Source organism: Psychrobacter sp. MES7-P7E, assembly GCF_002863645.1.
Classification (GTDB): Bacteria; Pseudomonadota; Gammaproteobacteria; order Pseudomonadales; family Moraxellaceae; genus Psychrobacter.
Window position 1 is genome coordinate 45,076 of sequence record NZ_PJBU01000113.1, and the last position, 23,454, is coordinate 68,529.

Annotated in this window: 21 protein-coding genes, 1 tRNA gene and 1 other RNA gene; 16 read left to right on the forward strand and 7 right to left on the reverse strand. The window is 42.8% G+C overall.

The genetic code is table 11. From position 1 onward, the window contains the following. Positions 1-25: 25 nt before the first annotated feature. Entirely contained in the window at positions 26-433 is a 408-nt protein-coding gene (locus CXF62_RS12210) for a hypothetical protein (protein ID WP_102094573.1), read from the reverse strand. 125 nt (positions 434-558) lie between these two features. On the opposite strand from CXF62_RS12210, the gene CXF62_RS12215 reads away from it, so the two are divergent. Both CXF62_RS12215 and CXF62_RS12220 read left to right on the forward strand, forming a co-directional pair. Then, the gene (locus CXF62_RS12215) at positions 559-918 is read left to right on the forward strand and encodes a VOC family protein (RefSeq protein ID WP_102094574.1); all 360 of its coding nucleotides are present in this window, start codon (positions 559-561) and stop codon (positions 916-918) included. 125 nt (positions 919-1,043) lie between these two features. After that, positions 1,044-1,724, forward strand: a complete 681-nt coding sequence (locus tag CXF62_RS12220) for a hypothetical protein (RefSeq protein ID WP_145990559.1) — start codon at positions 1,044-1,046, stop codon at positions 1,722-1,724. A 369-nt stretch (positions 1,725-2,093) separates the two neighbouring features. Here CXF62_RS12220 and CXF62_RS12225 read toward each other — a convergent pair whose 3' ends face one another. From CXF62_RS12225 to CXF62_RS12235, 3 genes are all read right to left on the reverse strand, one after another. Beyond that, positions 2,094-2,672, reverse strand: coding sequence for a hypothetical protein (locus CXF62_RS12225; protein ID WP_228153233.1), 579 nt, complete (start codon positions 2,670-2,672; stop codon positions 2,094-2,096). Positions 2,673-3,107: 435 nt separating this feature from the next. Beyond that, a complete protein-coding gene (locus CXF62_RS12230) occupies positions 3,108-3,518 on the reverse strand; it encodes a hypothetical protein (RefSeq protein WP_102094576.1) in 411 nt (136 codons plus the stop codon). A 341-nt stretch (positions 3,519-3,859) separates the two neighbouring features. Continuing rightward, entirely contained in the window at positions 3,860-6,322 is a 2,463-nt protein-coding gene (locus CXF62_RS12235) for a YgiQ family radical SAM protein (protein WP_102094577.1), read from the reverse strand. Positions 6,323-6,934: 612 nt separating this feature from the next. On the opposite strand from CXF62_RS12235, the gene CXF62_RS12240 reads away from it, so the two are divergent. Continuing rightward, the gene (locus CXF62_RS12240; RefSeq protein ID WP_102094635.1) at positions 6,935-8,221 is read left to right on the forward strand and encodes an ammonium transporter; all 1,287 of its coding nucleotides are present in this window, start codon (positions 6,935-6,937) and stop codon (positions 8,219-8,221) included. Positions 8,222-8,231: 10 nt separating this feature from the next. Continuing rightward, positions 8,232-8,873 (forward strand): hypothetical protein, encoded by a 642-nt coding sequence (locus tag CXF62_RS12245; RefSeq protein WP_102094578.1) that lies wholly within the window; start codon positions 8,232-8,234, stop codon positions 8,871-8,873. A 182-nt stretch (positions 8,874-9,055) separates the two neighbouring features. Here the strand turns inward: CXF62_RS12245 and CXF62_RS12250 are convergent, their stop codons facing one another. Together CXF62_RS12250 and CXF62_RS12255 are read right to left on the reverse strand one after the other, a co-directional pair. Then, positions 9,056-9,805 (reverse strand): YidX family protein, encoded by a 750-nt coding sequence (locus CXF62_RS12250; RefSeq protein WP_102094579.1) that lies wholly within the window; start codon positions 9,803-9,805, stop codon positions 9,056-9,058. A 164-nt stretch (positions 9,806-9,969) separates the two neighbouring features. After that, positions 9,970-10,437 (reverse strand): Lrp/AsnC family transcriptional regulator, encoded by a 468-nt coding sequence (locus tag CXF62_RS12255; RefSeq protein ID WP_101204277.1) that lies wholly within the window; start codon positions 10,435-10,437, stop codon positions 9,970-9,972. Between the two features lie 242 nt (positions 10,438-10,679). On the opposite strand from CXF62_RS12255, the gene rarD reads away from it, so the two are divergent. Then, a complete protein-coding gene (gene rarD / locus CXF62_RS12260; protein ID WP_228153234.1) occupies positions 10,680-11,702 on the forward strand; it encodes an EamA family transporter RarD in 1,023 nt (340 codons plus the stop codon). A 114-nt stretch (positions 11,703-11,816) separates the two neighbouring features. Here rarD and smpB read toward each other — a convergent pair whose 3' ends face one another. Then, positions 11,817-12,293, reverse strand: a complete 477-nt coding sequence (gene smpB, locus CXF62_RS12265) for an SsrA-binding protein SmpB (RefSeq protein WP_057758370.1) — start codon at positions 12,291-12,293, stop codon at positions 11,817-11,819. A 251-nt stretch (positions 12,294-12,544) separates the two neighbouring features. On the opposite strand from smpB, the gene coaD reads away from it, so the two are divergent. From coaD to CXF62_RS12320, 11 genes are all read left to right on the forward strand, one after another. Further along, positions 12,545-13,063: a pantetheine-phosphate adenylyltransferase gene (gene coaD, locus CXF62_RS12270; protein ID WP_102094580.1), complete on the forward strand. Its 519-nt coding sequence runs from the start codon at positions 12,545-12,547 to the stop codon at positions 13,061-13,063. A gap of 95 nt (positions 13,064-13,158) precedes the next feature. Further along, the gene (locus tag CXF62_RS12275; RefSeq protein WP_021814308.1) at positions 13,159-13,407 is read left to right on the forward strand and encodes a YfhL family 4Fe-4S dicluster ferredoxin; all 249 of its coding nucleotides are present in this window, start codon (positions 13,159-13,161) and stop codon (positions 13,405-13,407) included. A 61-nt stretch (positions 13,408-13,468) separates the two neighbouring features. Next, a complete protein-coding gene (bioA, locus tag CXF62_RS12280; protein ID WP_102094637.1) occupies positions 13,469-14,803 on the forward strand; it encodes an adenosylmethionine--8-amino-7-oxononanoate transaminase in 1,335 nt (444 codons plus the stop codon). Next, on the forward strand, positions 14,800-15,516 hold the full coding sequence (gene bioD / locus CXF62_RS12285) for a dethiobiotin synthase (protein WP_102094581.1): 717 nt from the start codon (positions 14,800-14,802) through the stop codon (positions 15,514-15,516). The genes bioA and bioD overlap by 4 nt, the downstream gene beginning before the upstream one ends. Before the next feature lie 74 nt (positions 15,517-15,590). Next, positions 15,591-15,957: RNase P RNA component class A (gene rnpB / locus CXF62_RS12290), an RNA gene on the forward strand. Between the two features lie 121 nt (positions 15,958-16,078). Next, a tRNA-Met gene (locus tag CXF62_RS12295) sits at positions 16,079-16,155 on the forward strand. 225 nt (positions 16,156-16,380) lie between these two features. After that, entirely contained in the window at positions 16,381-17,193 is an 813-nt protein-coding gene (locus CXF62_RS12300) for an ABC transporter permease (RefSeq protein WP_102094582.1), read from the forward strand. A gap of 46 nt (positions 17,194-17,239) precedes the next feature. Then, a complete protein-coding gene (locus CXF62_RS12305) occupies positions 17,240-17,911 on the forward strand; it encodes an ABC transporter ATP-binding protein (RefSeq protein WP_101204273.1) in 672 nt (223 codons plus the stop codon). Beyond that, positions 17,880-18,995 carry a KpsE/RkpR family capsule polysaccharide export protein gene (locus tag CXF62_RS12310; protein WP_102094583.1) on the forward strand — a complete coding sequence of 372 codons (1,116 nt, stop codon included), beginning with the start codon at positions 17,880-17,882 and terminating at the stop codon, positions 18,993-18,995. Before CXF62_RS12305 ends, CXF62_RS12310 begins: the two co-directional genes overlap by 32 nt. A gap of 55 nt (positions 18,996-19,050) precedes the next feature. Continuing rightward, complete coding sequence (locus CXF62_RS12315) at positions 19,051-20,823, forward strand: polysaccharide biosynthesis/export family protein (RefSeq protein WP_102094584.1); 1,773 nt, start codon at positions 19,051-19,053, stop codon at positions 20,821-20,823. A 75-nt stretch (positions 20,824-20,898) separates the two neighbouring features. Then, positions 20,899-23,382, forward strand: coding sequence for a capsular polysaccharide biosynthesis protein (locus CXF62_RS12320; RefSeq protein WP_228153235.1), 2,484 nt, complete (start codon positions 20,899-20,901; stop codon positions 23,380-23,382). Positions 23,383-23,454 lie beyond the last annotated feature (72 nt).

Below are 23,454 nucleotides of genomic sequence, written 5' to 3' on the forward strand. Positions count from 1 at the left end.
TATCTAGCGTATAGGTATGGCGTTATTAATCATAAAAGCTACTTTCAAACTCAGATTGTAAGTTATCCATTTCAGCATTGAACTCTTCTATAGCCGCATCAATTTCCTTTTCAGCAACGAACAAAAAGGCACCTGGCTGTGCTTCCCAAATGGCATTATATTCAAACATATCACCTTCGGCATAAACATCGAGCGGTACGGTGTGTAACTCGTCATCCAAATAAACTTCAGCTAAGGCTTTATATTGACTGTCGTTTACTTTAATAAGATCAATATTACCCACTCTTAAATTATAATTTGCGAAGTCTGTATCAGTGCTTAATGTTTCTTGTAACGACTCTTTAACAGTGTCATTAATATCATCAGGCGAGGGACTACAAGCGCTTAGACTCAATGTCAAGAGAATGCTAGCTACTATCACTTTTATGTTCATAAGGTGGAGATCACTCTTTTAAGGTATATGAATAAACTATAGACTGGCGTTTTATATTCTGAATTTAGATTGATAAAATAAACAATTGTTAATGATATTCTGCACTTAATCGACAAGGACGTCAAATGAATCAACACGAGAAACTAAACTATGTAGAGTTTGCTGCTAAGGATTTATCAGCGACCAAAGGCTTTTTTAACGCGGTATTCGATTGGACGTTTACCGACTATGGCGACGGCTATACCGCGTTTGATAATCAGGGATTGGAAGGCGGGTTTTACCAAGCGGACAAATCCAGCTCAGCTGAAAATGGCGGAGCGCTACTCATTTTTTATAGTAAGCATTTACCCGCAACTCGTAAGAAGATCGTAGATAACAACGGAGTGATTACTCAAGATATTTTTGAATTCCCCGGTGGCTTTCGCTTTCATTTTACCGAACCTAGCGGCAATGAGTTTGCTGTATGGTCAGAGAAAAATATATAAGCCAAAACAAGCTTACACTAGCAATTATATAATCGAAACTCAGGAATGCTATGACACATCGGACTAATACTCAAATAATGCGTCATGTAGGCATCATCGCCTGTATAAGCGCGGGCGTCGAGTATTTGACAGATAGTGTGAGCTTATCCCTTTTAATACTCTTTATTGTCGTCATGAGCTACTTGAAGTGGCTAGGTGTATTTGAATCAGTCAATTCTCAAAAAATAGATATCAGTGCCAGTATACAAAATTTAAAAAATGCTCATATTCAGGCTGGATCAAAATTACCAAGTTTCGAATTTAGAGCAAAAGAGTACAATGCTGGATTTTTCTTAACGATAGCTATTTTTGCACTAATGATATGGCTGAGCACTAAACTGATTATGTCATGGCTACTACCATTATTCACAAGCCAAACATTTGATCCCTCTGATATCATTTGGGCAGTGATACCGATTGGTGCAGCGATACTCTGTTATTTGGTAGCCAGGAATGAAGATAAAAATAAAATACCGTTAGTATCGATATCTAGTCTTAAGTTATTACCAGAGAAACTACAAATCATTCAATCCAATCAAGTCTTAGATATACCATGGCGATCGATTAAGGATATTCATGAAAAACGAACACGTTCACGTGCTTTACTAAAGATAGTAGTAAGCGAAGAGGGTAGTGAGGTGAAGCCAAACTATGGCGAGTATTCATTTGATATATATCACGTACCTTATAAAGCAACAGATATTGAACAGCTTGCCATTGTTTACTGGGTAAAGGCAGAGGGTACAGAGGTTAAAGATATACAATAGATGAGAGTTGACGTAAGGTGCGCCTCGCGTAACACTAACTCGCGCAAGACTAAGAAATGGATTTTGAATTTATATGTGCAATTTGATGGTATCTATCATTCTCTTTCGCCGATAAGTATGAACGCGCGATTGAGAATAGAAATATCAGAGTACTGTTCTGGCCGTCCGCAAGGGGAGAGCTTTGCTTTGCTTTTGCGCGAGGGACGAGCGCCGAATGTACCAGTAAAGAAAACCGCGCTATGATAAGCATATTTGCCCCTCATGGAAGCAAGCGATGCTGAGGCTAAGCTTTTAGGGTTTTTGTCTTTGACTTATTTCGATAAATAAACGTTGATTTATCAGGCATATACAAAGACACAGATAAGACAATTATTCATCAACTGCCAACCCTTGTATCTCACTATGCGGCTGTCTCTCACTTTTTTTAGCATCAGGCTGAATAATGATAGGCAAAACCAAACCCTTTGCAAAGTCATCGCCAAACACGTAATCATAGCGACTCGCTTCAATATCAGGCGTCGTATGAATAATGAGGGTCATATCTTCGCCATCGTTCAGCTCATGTGAGGTATAGTGCTCACCGATCTGATCGAGAACCTTTGATAGTGCTTCATTACTTGCCATGCTTAGGGTCAGATTGTGCTGGGCGGTAGCAGCGTCCACTTTGAAGTAATCTGCATAGTCTCGGACGTTTTGACTATCGATGGCAAACGGATACTTATAATTGGTAGGGTCAGCAGGCTTTTCACCACTATCTACCAGTGACCAGTCGATGGTGTCGGCTGCTGGTGTGGATGGATCTGATGCTGTCTCCGCAGTTTGCTCAGTGGCATCGACAGAATCGGTAGCGTTATCGCAGCCCGTCAGCGCCCACATGCTTGCCGTTGCAATTACCATCATACTTATCAGACGCTTTGCCATCGAGTTACCCTTTTGATTGTTGGTCATGATTGATTTTCTTTACCTGCTATTTTGACAGCTTTCTTTGTGCTTCTCTAGCGAAATACATCAGTTGGTAAGTTTTGATATAGTCGATCCTCTATAAAAGAATGACAACGTTAACCTCGCTTGCAGTATTACAGTTATATCTGCACTCGGCTGCCTTGTACCACTTTTAAATTGAATCAACTGTATAGTCGAGTCTATATAAGTCCGCTACATTGTCATCCTCGCTAAGCATACTAATGTATAACTTGCACTCGGTTTCCTTGTATCGAAATTATGTTGAACTAACTGTACAACTATCTATCTGATACTGATTTTTATAGCCATTTCTATACGCGTATCAAACGAACACGCATAAAAAAGCAGCCACCATATAATGACTGCTTTTTGTCTATTACGACTATTTGTCTATTACGATATGAGCGTATCTCTAGCTGATTAGATTTGGCAGTTTACTTGATATTCTTTACCGTCAGCCCACTTCATCGCAAAGATACCTTTGTCACCTTTCATGTGCCATGCATAGATGACTTCTGGGTTTGAGTCGTTTACATAGCTTGCGACTTCGCCTTTCACTTTACCGTTTAGGATGATTGGCTGCTCGGCCCATTTTACTTTCGGCAAGGTGACGTTGAGCATCACTTGTTCTTTGTTGATAGATTGCTTTGCCATGATTTTGCTGTCATCGGTACAGGTGTATGGTGCTGGTGCCATACGATCATAGGCAGCGGTTACTTTTTCTGGAACTGGCGTATCAGTTGCATCTGGGGTAGTTGGTGCGGTAGTCGCACAAGCGCTCAATAGGGCAAGGACTGGTAGGGTAGTCGCAATTTTAGTTATCATTTTCATAGTGCTCTCCAAAGCTTTTCGCTGATGTCATTTACTTGTTCTTAATGATGCGTTTAGCATATGAGGGTTATAGTAGCGAAAACGAACCATTTCAGTGTTAGAAATTGTTCGTTACCTGTTAGCTTCGTTACCCAACCGCTGTCTAATGTAACTTGCAATTTGCGACATGGTGAAAAGTAAACAGTGTTGATTATGAAATCTGCATCTATAAAATTAGCGCGTAAAAAAGCGCCTATCAACGAGTGGCTGATAGCCGCTTTTTTTACTTAACACGCTCTAGATTGAGCATGCATTTCTATACTATGAACACTACTTGCTATGAATACTACTTGCTATGAATACTACTTAGTTTTACGTGGTGGTAGACCAGTATGCTGAGTCTGGAAATTGCCTTTGCTGACTTTCTTCTTACTGTTTTTACCGACAGCATTTTTACCCGCTGCACCTTTAGCTGACGCATTGCTGTTTGGCGAGCCATTACTGCGCTTCACTGAGTCATTGCCAACACGGCTATTCTTTTTACGCGCTGACTGATAAGTATCTTGCGCGGCATCACGCCCTTCTAAACTGGCGTTAAATGGTGGAATCAAGCAACCACGATTTTTACCAATCAAGTCACTACGACCCATGTCTTGTAGCGCTTTACGTAGTAGTACCCAGTTTTTTGGATCATGATAGCGCAAGAACGCTTTATGCAGTTTGCGCTGCTTACCAGACTTGACGATATCCATGTCACCTTCATCACGGCTGACCTTATGTAGCGGATCTTTGTGCGTGTGATACATGGTAGTCGCGGTCGCCATTGGGCTTGGATAAAACGCCTGTACTTGATCAGCACGATAGCCATTACTTTTGAGCCAAAGGGCAAGGTTCATCATATCTTCATCTTTGGTACCCGGATGGGCGGCGATGAAGTAAGGAATCAGATATTGCTCTTTGCCCGCTTCTTGGCTGAACTGTTCAAACATGGCTTTGAATTGATCATAACTGCCCATGCCCGGCTTCATCATCTTCGATAGCACGCCTTCTTCAGAGTGCTCAGGCGCAATCTTGAGGTAACCACCGACGTGATGACTGACCAATTCTTTCACATATTCAGGATCTTTCACTGCCAAGTCATAACGCAAGCCTGAAGCAATCAGAATTTTTTTCACGCCTTTGATATCACGTGCTTTGCGATATAGCTTGGTCAAGTTGCTATGATCGGTCAGCAAGTTTTCGCAGACGTCAGGATAGACACAAGACGGCTTACGACAGTTCTTCTCAATTGTCTCGTCTTTACAGCTGAGGCGATACATATTGGCTGTTGGGCCACCAAGATCAGATATCACACCAGTAAAGTTCGGTGCAGTATCACGAATCGCTTCTACTTCGCGCAAGATGGAATCTTCTGAACGGCTCTGGATAATACGGCCCTCATGCTCAGTGATCGAGCAGAATGTACAACCACCAAAACAGCCACGCATGATATTGACTGAGAATTTAATCATGTCATAAGCAGGAATGCGCGCATCGCCGTAGCTTGGATGTGGCAAGCGTGCGTACGGCAAGTCAAACACATAATCCATCTCTTCTGTCGAGAGTGGCACTGGTGGTGGATTGAGCCAAACATCGATAGAGGTATGTGAGTTACCAGCACCGCTACTATGACGCTGTACAAGCGCACGGGCGTTACCTGGATTGGTTTCTAGATGCAGGATACGACTTGCATGAGCATAAAGCACAGGGTCAGATTTGACATGCTCGTAGTCAGGCAGACGAATCACTGTCTTTTCACGTGGTGGCATTTTTAGCTTATGCTTACGTGCGGTCATTGGCTTATCAAAGCCGCGCATTTGTACCACTTGCGTCTCTTCGTCGACTTGTTCAGCGTTGATGACTTTATTGGCAACTGGCTCAGCGACAAAACCCTGATATTGCGATGACATAGATGAAGGCATGGCTTGGCCAACAGGCGAGTCCGATGGTTTGTTCTGCTCAATTGAACAGCTATCAACGTCTTCGGTCATCACATAAGGGTTGATGATAGGATCGACACGGCCGACGGTATCGACATCATTACTCGCAACCTCGGTCATGTCTTCTTGCCAATGACGACGAGTCGGAGTCAATAAATAAGCCGTACCGCGCAATTTACTCATCTGCTCAAAGCTATAGCCTTTAGACAGACCATGTACCACATCGACGATCGCACGCTCAGCATTACCATATAATAAGACATCAGCACGCGCATCCAGCAGGATACTACGGCGGACTTTGTCTGACCAATAATCATAATGAGCGATACGGCGTAGACTGCCTTCAATGCCGCCTAAGATAATAGGCACATCAGGATAGGCTTCACGGCAGCGCTGGCTATAGACGATAGCCGCTCGGTCAGGGCGTTTGTTTGCCACGTTGCCCGGAGAGTAAGCATCATCGCTACGGATTTTGCGATCGGCGGTATAGCGGTTGATCATGCTGTCCATGTTGCCCGCGGTCACGCCGTACGCATAGACAGGTTTGCCTAATTCCATAAAGGCGTCTTTGCTCTTCCAATCTGGCTGAGCGATGATACCAACACGGAAGCCTTGCGACTCTAATAGACGACCGATGATGGCCATACCAAAGCTTGGGTGATCGACATAGGCATCACCTGAGATGATTATGACATCACAAGCATCCCAGCCTAGATCGTCCATCTCTTTGCGGCTCATCGGCAGATAAGGCGCCGGCTCGTAGCAGCTCGCCCAGTGTTTGTCATAATCATAAAGTGGCTTGGTGCCTTGTTTAAAGGCAGTGCGGGCGATGGTATCGGCAGACATGGGCGGACCTGTTAATTAGAAAAATGGCACTAAAAATACAGCCCTTATTACCCAATGATAATAAAGGCGAATTTAAAAGCGCTCATTTTAACATGAATCGCCTTCACTATGCGACCTATTCTATGAGGGGTGATTGCTGATAAGTTATTGATAGCGTGAGATAAACTGCTCATGCAAAGTAAGCTATCCGCACAGCAAAATAATGGCAAAAACAGTCTAGACAGAACAGTCACATTATCAGTTCAATCAAACTTACTTCCAACAATCATTCTCTACCTTAGTTCAACTTATAGCTACATTCTCGCAAACGTAATTATCAAAATACCGACTTGGCTGTTACTGGTCATTTGTTTTCTCATGTTGATAAGTTTCTTTAATTTCTAATGATAGGTTTTGGCACAGGTTTTGCTCCACCCTTATTAGGGCTTATTTGTGTGCATTAATGAGTAAAAATAGTGCACCGATAAAATTTGAACGGATAGATAAGTGTTTGGAGATAAAATGAGAACATCATCTGTTGGACTGGACACGATAAAGACATTATTAAAACTATTACAACCATTAAAATTATCGCTAAACAATAGGCTGGTGCTAAGTACAGTATCGTTTGCAATGATAAGTAGTGCCCAAGCTGCTGAGACTGACACATTGACCGTGGCACAGCTGCTCGAATATCAAAACATCGCTTGGATTATCTGGGGCGGGGTATTGGTGTTCTTTATGCAGGCAGGTTTTGCTCTACTTGAAAGCGGATCGGTACGTGCGAAAAATGCGGTAAACGTGATGATGAAAAACTATACCGATATGTGTATCGGCGGTCTAGCGTTCTACTTGGTTGGTTTTGGGCTGATGATGGGTACTAATCACTCCGGATTCGTCGGTACGGATCACTTTATGCCAGTCGCGTTGTCTAATATGGACTGGGCATTGATGTTTTTTCAAATGATGTTTGCAGCGACAGCGGTGACGATTGCGAGTGGTGCGATGGCAGAGCGCGTCTCGTTCATCGGCTATGCGGTGGCGGCATGTTTGATTTGTTTGTTTATCTATCCCGTGTTTGCCAGTTGGGTATGGGGTGGTTACTTCGGCGGTACAGGCTGGCTAGCTGAGCTTGGTTTTATTGATTTTGCTGGGTCTACTGTAGTGCATTCTATCGGTGGTTGGTTGGCATTGGCAGGCATCTTGGTCATTGGCCCAAGGTTAGGCCGCTTTGCACCTGATGGTACGCCAAGACTCATCGCAGGGCATAACATGACGTTGCTAGCGCTTGGCGGATTTATCTTATGGTTTGGTTGGTTCGGCTTCAATGCTGGATCGACATTGTCTATCACTGGCAATATTGGTCTAATCGCAGTCAATACTTTTGTTGCAGCAGTCAGTGCTGTGGTGAGCTACATGCTGATCTCCCGATCGCTTAATAAAGCTATTTTGCTGAGCGATAGTGTCAATGCCAGCTTGATTGGTTTGGTATCGATTACTGCAGGTTGTGCGACCACAACGCCTGTATTTGCCATTATCATCGGTGCGATTGCTTCCGTGGTTTATATCCTATCGTCGCAAGCGTTATTAAAATTCAAAGTAGACGATGTGGTCTCGGCAGTGGCAGTACATGGCTTTGGCGGTGCGTGGGGTACGATCGCTGCAGGATTGTTTTATACAGGAGATTTGTTTAACTTATCACGGCTTGGCGTACAAGTGCTGGGCGTCGGCGTGGCATTAGGCTGGGGACTGGGACTGGGTCTAGTGATGTATAAGCTGATCGATCTAAGCTTTGGGTTAAAAGCAAGCCGCTTACATGAGCAGCGTGGCCTTGATTATACCGAGCATGCAGAGCTCGGTTACCCTGAGTTCCAGAAGCAAATGTTTGATTCCAAGAGTTTAACCGAGCGGCATTTATAGGAGAGAGCTGATGAATATTGATACTCAATCCGTAGACCAAGCTGTGACTGCGATGGCAGAGGTGCTTGCCGACTATCTACATCCTGAGGAGGTGCGGCTGCTTAAATCACAGTGGCAGCGATACTCAACGGTCTCTGTAAAGATGATGCAACAGTGCGTCTTGGATGCGACAAGGCGCTATCCTGAGCTGCAAGCTTATAAGTCTGATATTAGGAAAGGCTTTTGGGCTACGTTGCAAGCGGACAGTCAGCAGACAGTAGAGGTTAATAGTCACAATAGCCATAATGGTCATAATAAAGCAATCAAAGCGCCAGTTCCTGTCTCTGAGTTGGTTTTGGCATTTTATACCGTCGTAGAAGCGCTGCGCAGTCAGCTATCAGAAACAGAAAGTCGCAACCTATTTCTGACCATGCACCAAACTGTTTCGCAAGAGCGCACCTTCAAAGGGCATGGTCTTAACATCAGTCAATTTTTAGAAGGCAATCGCCCGTCTGTACCTGATAATGAGCACCTGTTAAATAATTTGATGCAGTTGGCTTATGTATGCTTATGCGATGTTGCAGGACCTGTCGAAGCAGATGAGATGATGTTTCGAGCGGCAGAGAAGGCAAAACAAAATTACCCGAAAACACTGGTCGAAAAGTTATTCTAAAATATTAAGCAGGCACGTTACGATTTAGTATGGAATACCTTTCGATAACGTACCTTATATAAAGGGGCTTTTATAACGCAGCTTTCAAGATGTAGCTTTCAAGATGTAGCTTTCATGACGTAGCTTTCATGACGTAGCCTGAAACTTGATACTAGACGATGAGCGGTATAATAGTTAACTATCTAATCTAATAGCTGAAACGGGAAAGTAACCACGTCAAAGGCGAGGGCAAAGGGTAGCAGTACCAGTTTTTGTGCGCCATTTGGACCGCTACGAGTGACGACATCTTGCTGAGTTTGTGTATAAAAACTCACCGTATATGGTTTGGTCAATGCGCGATAGTTTGACTGAATTAACCCCAAGTTACTAACTTGCGGATAGATAGCGCCTTTGACAGGAACGCTAAAACAAAAGCGCTGAGCATTGATACGTTGATCGCTCGCTGAGGTACACTCTTTACCGTTGTTTTGCAAAAAGAACTGATAGTCTGAGCGCCCAAACTCATCTTTTAATTTAGCATAAGACAGTTTCATCTCACCTTGGAAGTACCCATCGTTATTGGGTACATGAAAGCTCATGTCGTTATCCACTTGAATATTTTTTTGAGACAGATTACTCAGTAAGTTCACCATTTCTGTCCCACCTTGGGTGAGAACGTAGCTGTTCTTCTCTCCTACGATAACCATTGACGCGTTTGGCATTTTTGGTAACGCCTGAGCAGGACGACCAAAGGCAACAATTTGATCTTCAGACAGTATCTGCTTCGTTGTGTTCGTGGTGACGTGTCCACTATTGTCTAATAGTGAGCTGGTCGCACAGCCCGAGCTGGCTAGTACCGCGGCAAACAAAGCGCCTGCTATCACCTTTTTTGAATTTAATGGTTTTAGTGACGCTTTCATATTCTTGTTATCAGCGTTTGTATGGTCAGTCATGATTAGGCTTCCTTGTCTAACAAATGGGCTTACGAAATTAACTATCGAGTTTTTATTTCTTCTCGGATGTCTGGTGAATATCGTACAGTGTTTATATGTAACTTAGCTACTTATCATCCATTGTTATATGATAGGTAAGTGTAGCGGTGAATAACTAATTATAATTAATCTAGGGTGATTTTAGTTCCACTCTTAGTAAAGTTCATCACAAACTGGCTTTTGAAATTGCGTACATTATTTTCGTAAGTCAGTAAGCTGCGAGTGAACTGATGATAGTCGCTCATGTTTTTTGCATTGACCATCAACATAAAATCAAAATCGCCCGATACTTCATAACAGCTCATGATTCGTGATTGCGCGTCCATCAGGCGCTCAAATCGATGTTGCATTGAGGTATTAGAGCGCTCCATTTCTATCATTACTACTGCTGTCAGGCCATAGCCCACTTTGTCAGGATTGACAATGGCGACTTGTTTGGTAATCACGTCACTATCTATTAGCGCTTGTATACGCCGCTGCGCCGTCGCAATGGATACGTGCACTCGCTCTGCGACAGTTTTAAGCGGTAATGTCGCATCATCTTGCAGCAAGTTCAAAATAGCTTTATCAATGTTATCTAAAGTATGGCTCATATCAGGACATCCTTAACAGCAGAGTTTTTTATCTATTTTTATAAATATTATCACTAAAAACACTAATATAAGAAAATAATCATTTATAGGATATATATATGATATTTTTATTCATAAGTACATCTATATAGAGATAATATATCAAAGTACCCTAGTAAAATAGACCATACCAATCAGACCTGCTTCAAAATAAGAGCTAGCAATTGGTTTTTTATCATCTATTAATAGCTACGGTGCCTATCATGTCTATCTCAATGTTCTCCAATGTATTCGCTAATACGCTAGCAACGACTGTTGCACGTTTGCCACTACCTGCGATTTGGACGACAGGTAGCGCACAACAACGCACATTAATACTAGGGGTGTCTTTTGCCATATTGTCCAACGTGCTATTTGGTGTACTCTATGCGTATAGCAGTTTTTTGTCGCCATTATCAGGGACGCAAGTTTTTATCTGGCGCATGCTCGCGATGTGGGCAGCGTTGGTCGGATACTTAATGGTAAGTGGACGTCTGGGATTGCACATCGATAAACTAAAAGCGCTCAAAGGCGCTAAGCAATGCGTTTGGCTGCTACTACCTACACCGATATTCCTGAGTCAATTTTGGTTATTTATGTGGGCGCCAGTGAATGGACAAGGTGTGCAAACCGCGATGGGATACTTTCTATTCCCGTTAATGATGGTGGTGTTTGGTTGTGTCCTCTTTGGCGAAAAATTAAGCCGTTTGCAATGGTTGGCAGTGGCCTTTGCTGCATTGGGCGTGGGTAGTGAAGTTATCCGTACGCAAAGTGTCTCTTGGGCGACGCTATGGGTATGCGGTACGTATCCTGTTTACTACATTTTACGCCGACTGCAGGGAATTGGCGCAGTAACTGGTTTATTGGTTGATTTAACGATATTTGCGCCCTTTGCGCTTGCTTACTTGTTCTTCTTTGCCCCAAGCAGTTTGGCATTGGTTAGCGGCTCGGGTTTCTTTATCATGATGCTAGTAGGTTTAGGTGTGCTCAGTGTCTTGGCAATGAAGACCAATATTGATGCCAGTCAAATGCTACCAGTCAATGTCTATGGCATGATGAGCTATTTGGAGCCAGTGTTACTATTTATCTTGGCAGTGACCGTACTAGGCAACCCATTTGAGTCAGCGATGATTTATAGCTATGGTCTGATTTGGCTAGGTATTGGGTGTTTGATTGCTCATGGTGTTAGGCAATTGCGTCAGGCTAGTAGAAAGACAGCATTATCTCTAAAAGAGCAAATGGCATAGAAAGCCACTGGCTAGATGTTATAAAGGTTTCTATTTTATTAAACGTCACAAACAACAAAAAAGGACGGCTCAGTAAATATTGAGCCGTCCTTTTTTATATAGATTAAATAGTGCTTAATCTAAATGCTGTTTGAAACCGCGCTGCTTATCACGTTCCCAGTCACGATCTTTTAGTGTTTTACGCTTATCATGTTGCTTTTTACCCAAGGCTAGGCCAATTTGGCATTTCACCAATGAGTTTTTCCAGTAGCAAGACAGCGGTACGCAAGCGTAGCCTTTCTGGTTAATTGCCCCAGATAGTTTCTCGATTTCACGACGGTTCAGCAGCAGTTTACGAGTACGAATACTGTCTGGACTAACGTGCGTTGAGCTCGATAGCAATGGCTGAATGTGCGCCCCAAACAAGAAAGCTTCGTTATTGCGAAATATGACGTACGCTTCAGTAATCGTCATTTTTCCTGCGCGAATGGCTTTGACCTCCCAGCCTTGTAATGCCAGTCCTGCTTCAAAGGTTTCTTCGATAAAATACTCATGACGTGCCTTTTTATTGGCACAAATCTGATTGTCTGGCTTTTTTGATTTTTTTGACATAATCTCTCCATAAGGGTGACCTAAAACACAGGCTCCTTATTTAATCAGTCCCACTAATTCCTCATCCTAATCCAATAACTAGTCTTGTTTTTTATTTCGATTATGAGATGGATGAGTCGAACTGCCTATTGTATCAAAGCCTCTGATGAAAAGGTAAATCAGCTGTTAGGACAAATGTAGCAGATAAGTATTAAGTTTGAGCAAAATTTGCTAGCATATGGCCTAATATCACCGATTATATCAGTCATGCTATGAGCCACTCTATTTCTCCCAATTCCTCAAAGCTACATACCAAAATTCTATACCCTGGTACCTTTGATCCTATTACCAATGGTCATGTAGATTTGGTCACACGCGCCGTCAAGCTATTTGATGAGGTCGTTATCGCGGTTGCCTCAGGCCACCATAAAAAACCCTTGTTTAATTTTGAAGAGCGCGTTGCTTTGGTCGAAACCGTATTTGCTGACTTACCGCAAGTATCCGTCATTGGATTTGAGGGACTATTGGTTGACTTTATGCGTGAAAAAAACGCGACGGCGGTGCTGCGAGGATTGCGAGCGATGTCAGATTTTGAGTATGAGTTTCAGTTGGCCAATATGAATCGTGAGCTTGATGAAAACTTTGAAGCGGTGTTTTTGACCCCGTCTCAAAATTATTCATTTATCTCTTCTACGATGATTCGTGAGATTGCTAAGCTTGGCGGTGACGTCAATAAATTCGTTCCACCCTGTGTTTTGCAAGCATTCGACAAAAAGTTAAATAGTAAATAAAAGACGCTGCATTAAAGATAAGCTGCTAGCACTTGCTAAAACAGTAAGGAGCAGCCATATATGACTGATATAAGCAAAAATATAAGGAACAGTTCATGGCACTATTAATCACTGATGAGTGCATCAACTGTGATGTGTGCGAGCCTGCTTGCCCCAATGAAGCCATCTCAGAAGGGGATGATATCTATGTCATCGACCCTGATCTATGTACAGAATGTGTTGGACATTTTGACGAGCCACAATGCGTTGTGATTTGTCCAGTCGATTGTATTCCTCACGATCCCAATCATGTCGAGACTGAAAGCGACCTGCTATCTAAATATAAACGTATTACGGGCCAATAGAGTATTTATAAGCGATTGATGACGTTTGGGTTTACAACGTTTTAGGGACAACACGATGACCATGGAAACAATAACCACGCAAACAACCACCACGCAATCCATCCAAGTCGTAAATGACTTTGATCAGCAACACCTTTGGCACCCTTATGCCAGCCTGCCACCCACTTATTCTAATATCGTAATCGATCGAGCTGAAGGTATTTATATCATCACTGAAAATGGTACGCGTCTGATCGATGGTATGTCATCCTGGTGGGCGAGCGTTCATGGTTATAATCATCCAAAACTGAATGAAGCATTGACTCAGCAATTGGGTAAAATGGCGCATGTCATGTTTGGTGGGTTAACCCATCAGCCAGCGATAGATTTGGGCAAAAAACTGCTCGACATTGTACCTACTGGTCTCGATGCGATTTTTTATGCAGATAGTGGCAGTATCGCGGTAGAAGTAGCGCTAAAAATGGCGCTGCAATATCAAGTGGCTGCCAAGCGTCCAAATAAGCAGCAGTTTGCCTCAACCCATTCAGGGTATTACGGAGACACGTGGCATGCCATGAGTGTCTGTGATCCTGTTAATGGAATGCATAGCCTATATGGCAAGCAGTTACCGATGCAGCATTTCGTCCCTGCGCCGCCACTTGGCTTTGATCGCGCCTTGACAGTAGATGAGCGTGAATCGTTGGCTCAGTTTTTTGTAAAGTATGGCGAGCAGCTGGCGGGGTTTATCATTGAGCCGATTATTCAGGGCGCAGGCGGGATGCGTTTTTATAGTCCTGAATACCTACAATTGCTGCGTCAACTGTGTGATGAGCATGATGTACTATTGGTTGCGGATGAAATCGCCACTGGGTTTGGTCGTAGTGGCAAATTATTTGCGTGTGAACATGCAGCTATTAGCCCTGATATCATGACCATTGGCAAGGCGCTGACGGGTGGCTATATGACTTTTGCCGCAACGTTATGTACCCGAAAGATTGCCGATACCATTCATAATAGTGACTATCCAGCGCTGATGCATGGCCCAACCTTTATGGGCAATCCACTGGCTTGTGCGGTTGCGTGTGCATCGATTGATTTGATTATGTCTTATGATATTGAAGCGCGTACCGCAAATATGCAATGTATTATGGAGCAACAACTAGCGCCTGCTGCTTTATTAGAAGGCGTTGCTGAAGTGCGCTGCTTGGGCGCGGTCGCTGTAATTGAGCTGCATGAAGCGGTCGATATGCCCATTTTTCAGTCTTTGTTGATTGATAACGGTATCTGGGTCAGACCATTTGGCAAGCTGGTGTATATCATGCCGCCTTACGTGATTACTGATGCTGAGCTGACTACCTTATCCCAATCATTGCTAAAAGTAGTGCGTACGTATTTAGAAAACCGAGGTCAACTATGAGTGTTTTATTTGTTTCTGGTATCGATACCGATATCGGTAAAACTTATGCTACTGGGCTGCTTGCTAAAGCGCTTATGCAGCAAGGCTTAAATGTCATCACTCAAAAGCTAGTACAAACGGGCGTATCGATCAATCCAGATAATGGTGAGATGAATATCGCTGATGATATTATTACGCATCGTCAACTTATGGACATTCCTTTACAGCAATGTGACCTCGATTTTACGACTTGTGCTCATCGTTATAAGAAGCCAGCGTCTCCTCATCTAGCTACTAAGTTATCAGGGGAAACACTTGATCCTGATATGATTACTAACGCTACCAAGCGACTGCAATCTGAGTATGAGCTGGTACTACTAGAAGGTGCAGGTGGCTTACTTGTGCCGATTACAGAGAATCTACTCACATTAGACTATATTGCTGAGCAAGGCTGTCCAGTTATTTTGGTCACCTCTGGTCAATTGGGCAGCATCAATCATACTTTGCTGAGTTTAGAAGCTATAAAATCGCGCGGATTAATAGTACATAGCGTAATTTATAATCATATCCATGATGATGCTGAGCAAACGGATACTGAGATCGCAAATAGCACTATTGAGTTTCTACGAAAATATTTGGACAATCATTATCCCGAAGCGCATTGGCTGCAGATACCGTATTTGAAGAATAAAGTGGTCAGTAATATTGAAACACTACCAGCAAATTTTGTTTAGCCTATTTATGTTGTCCACAAAAATAAATCCAAAAGACATGCGCAGGCAGTCATAAGTTTGCTATACTAGCGCGCTTGGTAGACTAGGCGATCGCCGCTGCACACTGGCAACAGATGAGCAGGGGAGGAAAGTCCGGGCTACATAGGGCAGCGTGCCAGCTAACGGCTGGGCAGGGTAACTTGACGACCAGTGCAGCAGAGAGTAGACCGCCTTTAGTATCTTAGGGTATTATCGGTAAGGGTGAAAGGGTGCGGTAAGAGCGCACCGCGTGGCTGGTAACAGTTCACGGCATGGTAAACTCCACGCGTAGCAAGACCAAATAGGCATCGGCATGGCGCGGCCCGCGTTCGATGCGGGTAGGTTGCTTGAGCGTATTAGCGATGATACGCCTAGAGGAATGATCGTCCACGACAGAACCCGGCTTATCGGTTTACCAAACCTTTTTTATTGTTTGTTGTAGTAATAGTTGCAATTAATCTGAATTAAATTCGTTTTTTTGCAAAAAATGCTTATTAGGGGTTGACGTTAGTCAACAGCTTAGGCATAATGTGCAGCCTAAAACGGCGATGTAGCTCAGCTGGTTAGAGCGCATGACTCATAATCGTGAGGTCAAGAGTTCAAGTCTCTTCATCGCCACCATATATAGCAGTACTAAAAAACCAATCTATCGAGATTGGTTTTTTTTTGCCCAAAATAAATGTTTTTATAAACTAGAAGCTGTTGATACATAGCATTTTAGGTGTGATTTACTTACAGATTTCTTACTAAATCATAGGTTTATCTGTCTATATACAGATTAATTCTTGTAACTTATGTCGCGCTTACTTATCATAGGGGCTGTTTTCGGTAAAGTCCTGTAACGCCATGTCTGTCCAACTACCTCCTTATCGTCCTATCAAGCATCGCAGTGGCCTTAAAGTCATGGGCGCAGCCTTTCATGCATTGCTCATGCGTGAGTTACAGACTCGCTTTGGTGGATATCGTTTAGGCTACCTTTGGGCACCGCTTGAAGTCCTCTTTCAGGTTCTGATTTTCTTAGTTATATTCGGGGCTATTAGAGAGCGTCTAGTTCCAGGTATGGATTTTTCCTTATTCCTAGTTGCTGGAATGGTTCCTTTTCGGATGTTTCAGAAGATAGCAACGAGAGCTTTAGGAGCTGTTGAGGCTAATAAAGGTTTGTTGATGTATCGGTCAATTAAGCATATTGATGTGATCATCGCACGCTCATTTCTAGAGCTGGTGATTTATTTCTTTACATCGATATTACTACTTTTAGGATTGGCTTTTTTTGATATCTATGCCAATTTGGAAAACCTGCACATTGTACTGTTTTGCTGGATAACGCTATTTATATTTAGCTTTGGTGTTGCTCTGATTATGATGGTTGTTGGCTATTATGGTGGCGAAATCAGTAAAGTAATTACTATATTGTTTACCATACTGTATTTCACATCCGGTATCATTTACCCGATTCATATTATTCCTGAACCATATTTTAGTTATTTACTTTATAACCCTTTTATTCATAATATTGAGCTGATTAGACACGCCTTCGCACCCAATTATCCAGCATATCATATTGATATTTGGTATTTTTTAGAATGGATGTTCGTTGTAAACTTTTTGGGACTTTTACTCTATAAGTATGCTGAACGTGACATGATTCGTTCTCGTTAAGGTGATATCAATAATTATGAGCACTAATATTAAGAAAGGTGAGTAAATGATTGAGATAAAGAATATTTCTAAGTCATTTATGACAAAGAAAGGCCGTCATTACTTGTTCAAAGATCTAAATCTGACTATTGGTGATAAACAAAGTGTAGGCTTGCTTGGTCGTAATGGTGCTGGTAAGTCAACATTGCTACGTATCATATGTGGACTTGATGAGCCAGATCATGGAGAGATTATTACCGACTCGACTATTTCTTGGCCTGTTGGGGTGGCAGGTGGTTTTCAAGGTAGTTTGACAGGTCGTCAAAACGTCCGTTTTGTTTGTCGTTTATATTCAAGCGGCCCTTATATTGATGAAAAAATTCGTTTTGTCGAAGAGTTTGCTGATATCGGTAGTTATTTTGATATGCCAGTAAAAAGCTATTCATCAGGAATGAAGGCGCGCTTAACGTTCGGTTTAAGCTTGGCCTTTGATTTTGATTACTATATGCTCGATGAAGCAGGTGCCGTTGGTGATGCAGCATTCCGTAAGCGTAGTGAAGAGATTTTAGCGGCCCGCCGCGCACAAGCAGGATTTTTAATAGTGTCGCACAATATTGGTGATATCAAACGAAACTGCGATATTGGTATTGTACTAATGGATCAAACAGCACACGTGTTTGACGATACAACAGAAGCGATTGAGGTTTATGAAAAGCATATCCACAAAGCAAAAAAGTAAGATAATTAACTTCTCGCTGTTTATCGGCTTGGTCATCCTTCCTTGGTTGCTCGTTATATACTATGTAATGACACTGGCGCATCCGCGTTTCGTTTCGACTGCTGACGTGGTAGTGAAGCAAGTCAGTGATTCGAGCGTACCATCTGGTGGCGGACTATCAGCTCTATTGGGCGTAAATAGTACCAGTAAAGAAGACGCGACTTATTTGACAGAGTATATTTTGTCGAATGATATGGTGAAGCGACTCGATAGTAAGTTTAAGTTCCGAGACGCTTACTATGTTGATGGTTCAGACCCTATTTATGAAATCGATCCTGATGCGACTCAGGAAGATTTACTTGAATACTTCAAAAAACGGGTTCACATTGATCTTGACGAGCAGAGCTATGTGCTTTCAGTATCAACAGAAGGTTTTGACTCAAAATATGCTTTCGAGCTGAACAAAGCTATCTTAGGAGAATCTGAGCGTTTTGTGAACCGTATTTCACAAGAAGTGGCTCGTGATCAATTGGCGTTTGCAGAGACCCAGTTAGACGAATCAGAAGAGCGTTTAAATGATGCCAAAGAGCAGTTATTAAACTATCAGAATGAAAACGAAATCTATGACCCACAAGCCAATGCGCAAATCGTCAATCAGTTGATTGGCAGCTTGCAAGCGCAATTAAGTTCGTTGCGTACCGAAGAGCGTCAGTTACTCAGTTATCTAAATCCAGATGCGCCGCAAGTGGTTTCACTAAGAAGCCAGATAAAGGCTGTTGAAGAGCAAATCACTCAAGAACAAACCAAGTTGACCTCGCCAAATACAACCAAATTAAACCGTCAAGCGGTACAGTTTGAGACCATCAAGGCAGATGTGGATTTTGCTACCGAGTTGTATAAGTTGTCGTTGTCATCGCTTGAGAAATCAAGACTAGAAGCATTCAAGAAAATGAAAAACTTGATTGTGATCTCAACGCCCTATGAAGCTGAAGATGCAACATATCCGCGCCAAGCATATCTCATTTGGACATCGCTTGCGTTGCTCTTAATGCTATACGGATTTGTGCGTTTGGTAATGGCAGTTGTCCGTGATCACCGTAGCTAATCTTGAAAAACCAGATATCAGTAATGATCGATAGATCAGGAAAGGAATATAACTCATGAATATGAAACCACGTTCTATCGTGATAGCGACAAGCTTGGCAATGGCGGCGACTAGTATGTCTGCAACAGCTGCAAGCAGTTATGCAGATCAAATATCAGGTTCAGGCTTTGGCACAAGCAACAATAACATGAGCCAATCTCAGAACCAGAGCAATATTAACGTTTCTACCCAAGCATTTTCTGGGGCAGTGCCAGGGCAAGCAACGACTCAAGAAGCGGTTAACGCAGCAAGCTTACCAAGCCAGTCAGTTATCAATACAACGCGTCCTTATCAAGATATCAAAACTCAAGATATGATGTTCGGTGAGCAATTGTTCCGTGGAGCATTTTCGACGACTTCAGGCTCTACCTTTAATGATAGTTATGTGATTAACCCTGGTGATAACGTCCAAGTAAGAATGTGGGGCGCTTATCAGTACGCTGCTACCATGACCGTCGATCCACAGGGTAATATTTTCTTACCGAACGTTGGGCCAGTACGTGTCTCTGGTGTGCAAAATGGTAGCTTACAGAATGTGGTAAAAAGTGCCGTCAGCCGTATTTACCGCTCGAATGTAGGGGTTTATGCTTCATTAGAGCAGGCGCAACCCGTTAAGGTGTTCGTCACAGGTTTTGTTAAGCAGCCAGGCTATTACGGTGGTCTAGCAGCAGACTCGGTATTGTCTTATTTAGATAGAGCAGGCGGCGTTGACCCAACACGTGGTAGTTATATCGACATTCAAATTAAGCGTAACGGTCAAATGCTACAGCAAGTCAATTTATATGACTTTTTGCTAGCAGGTAAATTACAGGCATTTTCATTCCGTGATGGTGATGTCATCACTGTGGCACCACAGAAAAAGACATTTGTGGTAAGCGGTCAAGTTCAAAACGAATATACCTTTGAGTTTGATGTGAATGATCTGACTATTGGTGATGTGTTACAAGTGTCTAATCCGGCAGCCAATGCTACTAATATCAGTATCACTCGCAGTGCAGGACGTGCACAAACGGCAGAATACTACTCATTAAGTGAAGCCCAAAATGTTCCCGTCTATAACGGCGATCAAATGGTAGTAACGTCAGATCGTTACGCAGGTACCATCGCGGTGCAGGTAAAAGGTGCACATACTGGTAATGGCGCAATGGTTGTGCCATATGGCGCGCGTCTAAAAGATATCGTGCCACAATTACAGCCAAGTCCGCTGGCAAAATTAACGCATCTAACCATCTATCGTGAATCTGTTGCTGAGCAACAAAAACGCATGATTAACGAGTCACTCGATCGTCTAGAAGAATTGACACTTGCCACTCAGTCAACGACTCGTGAAGAAGCCGCATTGCGTCAAGATGATGCAGCATTGGTTAAGCAGTTCGTCGCTAAAGCTCGCAATGTTCAGACGGACGGTCAAATCGTTGTTGTGCCAAATTCGTGGCAGGATATTATTCTGCAACAAGGCGACATCATTGAGATACCAGCACAAACGTCAGTCATTACAGTCAATGGTCAAGTACGAGCACAAGGCGCACTTACCTTTAATCCAGACTACACCGTTGGCGATTATGTGGCTAATTCTGGTGGTTTCTCTGATAATGCTGATACAAAAGATATCTTAATTATTCATCAAAATGGAGCGAGCCAAGTGGTCAATACTGCGTATCGTATCCAGCAGGGTGACGAGATTATGGTATTACCGAAAGTTAAAACTAAGCGTGTGGAGATTGCTCGCGGTCTATCACAGATTGTTTATCAGTTAGCAATTGCTGCCAAGGTAGTTCTAGACCTATAACGGTTAACTATTCATGATGTAACGATGTCGGCTGAATAGATTTAACCAAAATTAACGAATAAAGGTATTAAAGATATGGCAAAAGAAGTAGCGAATGAAGTCAAGGTATCTACTATGTCTACCTCTGATCATGCGCTACTTTCGCCTTCGTCACAGTACCAATCACCAAAGCAACTGGCAGTGATTGGTAAAGGTATGTGCCGCAATAACTTGCTACTCTCGCAAGTGTTGCAAGCTGATATTCAGCGCTGGTATCCGTGGTCAGGTTTGCAGCAAAGTGTAGTAAATCGCAAGAAAAAACCACAACCTGAGGCATTTATTGGATGGGGGCACAAGAAAAGCTTCCAACGAGCTGATAAAGCTGCCACCCGTCAGGACGTAAATACCTTAAGTATTGAAGATGGATTTTTGCGTTCATTGGATTCAGGTATTAGTAGTCGCCATGGTTTGAGCGTGGTTGTCGATGATATTGGCATCTACTTTGATATGGCGCATCACTCGCGCCTTGAGCAGCTGATTGTTGAGCGTACCAAGAGTACTAGCAATGATCGCGCAGCAGGCGAGGCACGTGCTCGTCATCTGATGGCACGTATATGCGAAGAAAAACTGAGTAAATATAATTCTATAATCGATTGTCCGTCGTTGGATAAATTGATTAATGAAGAAAATATTAACGAAAAAGAAAGCGCTTCACAATTCCATGTCCTATTGATTGACCAAGTAGCAGGTGATGCCTCTGTTAAAGGCGCTGGTGCGAATAAACGTCAATTTAAGAAGATGCTAAAATTTGCATGCCACAACCATCCTAACGCCCATATTTGGATAAAGGCTCATCCTGCGTCAAAATCAGGCTATTTATCCAACTTAAAACTGCCTAAAAACGTTAGGTTATTGACAGAGTTTCTCAATCCTATTGAACTGCTCAAACAAGTAAGTGAGGTCTATACCGTCAGCTCACATATGGGCTTTGAAGCATTGATGCTAGGAAAAAAAGTGTATTGCTTTGGAGTTAGCTGGTACAGTGGCTGGGGGCTGACCGATGACACTAATGCACCTAGAAATCTACTTAAATCAGTTCAGAAGCGTCGTTTAGCATCAGCTAAGATAATCCTCAATAATAGAGATACGTCAAACTTAGCAGTGTTTCCTGCAACTTCACATAAAACGCTTGAAACGTCATTAGAAACATTATTTTATAGTGCTTATATTGATTACAGTCGTTATGTAGATCCAGTAACGAAACAAGCTTGTGATATCGATACAGCCATTGAGTGGTTGGTGACCAATCGGTGGTGGCAAGCGCGTCTTGAAGGCGATTTGACGATATATGAATTTAGTCGTTGGAAGCTGCCATTTGTCAAAGCCTTTATAGACCTACCGCGTACGACATTATTCGTTAAACCAAAACCGCGTCTAAAAAATCTTCTACATCCAGACCATTTCCGTGTCAATTTCAGCCAGCCTTTATTGGTATGGGGTTTGGCCAAACGTCAGCAAGTACAGAAGAAGCTACAGAGTAAACTTGCTGAACAAAGCTCGGACATGCCAGCTATTTATTGTATGGAAGATGGGTTTATCCGATCAAATGGTTTAGGTGCTACTTTACTCGCACCACTGTCTGTTGTCATAGACAAACAAGGTATTTATTACGATGCGACCCAGCCTTCAGACTTAGAAACATTGCTGCAAAATTGTCAGCCACTGAGTTCTGAACAGCGTCTTCGCGTAAAAAAACTGCAAGATAAACTGCTGAATCAGCGGGTAAGTAAATACAATGTTGGGGCTGGTATAGATGTTTCTAGCATCCAAAATAATTCGTGGATGCAGGATGCCAAAATATCTGGGAGACGACGCGTTCTTATTATCGGTCAGGTAGAGGACGATTTGTCAGTACAGTACTGCGGTTCCACAATAAAGACAAACAGTGGTTTGATCGAACGTGTACGACAAGATAACCCAGACGCTTATTTGATTTATAAGCCGCATCCTGATGTTGAGGCAGGACTGCGAGCAGGTAAAGTATCAGAAACTCATCTACAACAAGTTCAAGCGGTTGCCTACGATACTGCCATGCCTGATTGTTTAGAATGGGTGGATGAGGTTCATACGATCAGCTCACTGACTGGTTTTGAAGCGTTGCTGCGTGGATTGGACGTCACCTGCTATGGTTTACCATTTTATGCAGGTTGGGGGTTGACCACAGATATTGACGGGCAGTCGCTACCGAAATATACCTATCTAAAAAGGCGTCAACGAGATATACCTTTGACTCTTGAGCAGCTAATATATGGCGCGCTTATATGTTACCCGTTGTATCGTCTGCCTGATGGCTATGGATTAGCACAAGTAGAACAGGTGATCGATTATTTATACCCTCTCAAAGACTCGCATCTGCTTGCGAATAGTGAAGAATCGCAATCTGAAATGGCTAGTACTTCAAATAGTTCAGCTAAGACTGTGAACTCGTCTTTATCTACAAAGTTTAAACGTCACGCGACCACACGTTTTATGCAGCAACGTCACCAGTGGCAACAGAAATTGCGTAAAATGTCTCGTTAATTTATTAGAGTAGCACCGTATAATTGCATTGCGACAAATAGATGCTTTTTCGGTATAATCACTTTTACGCTA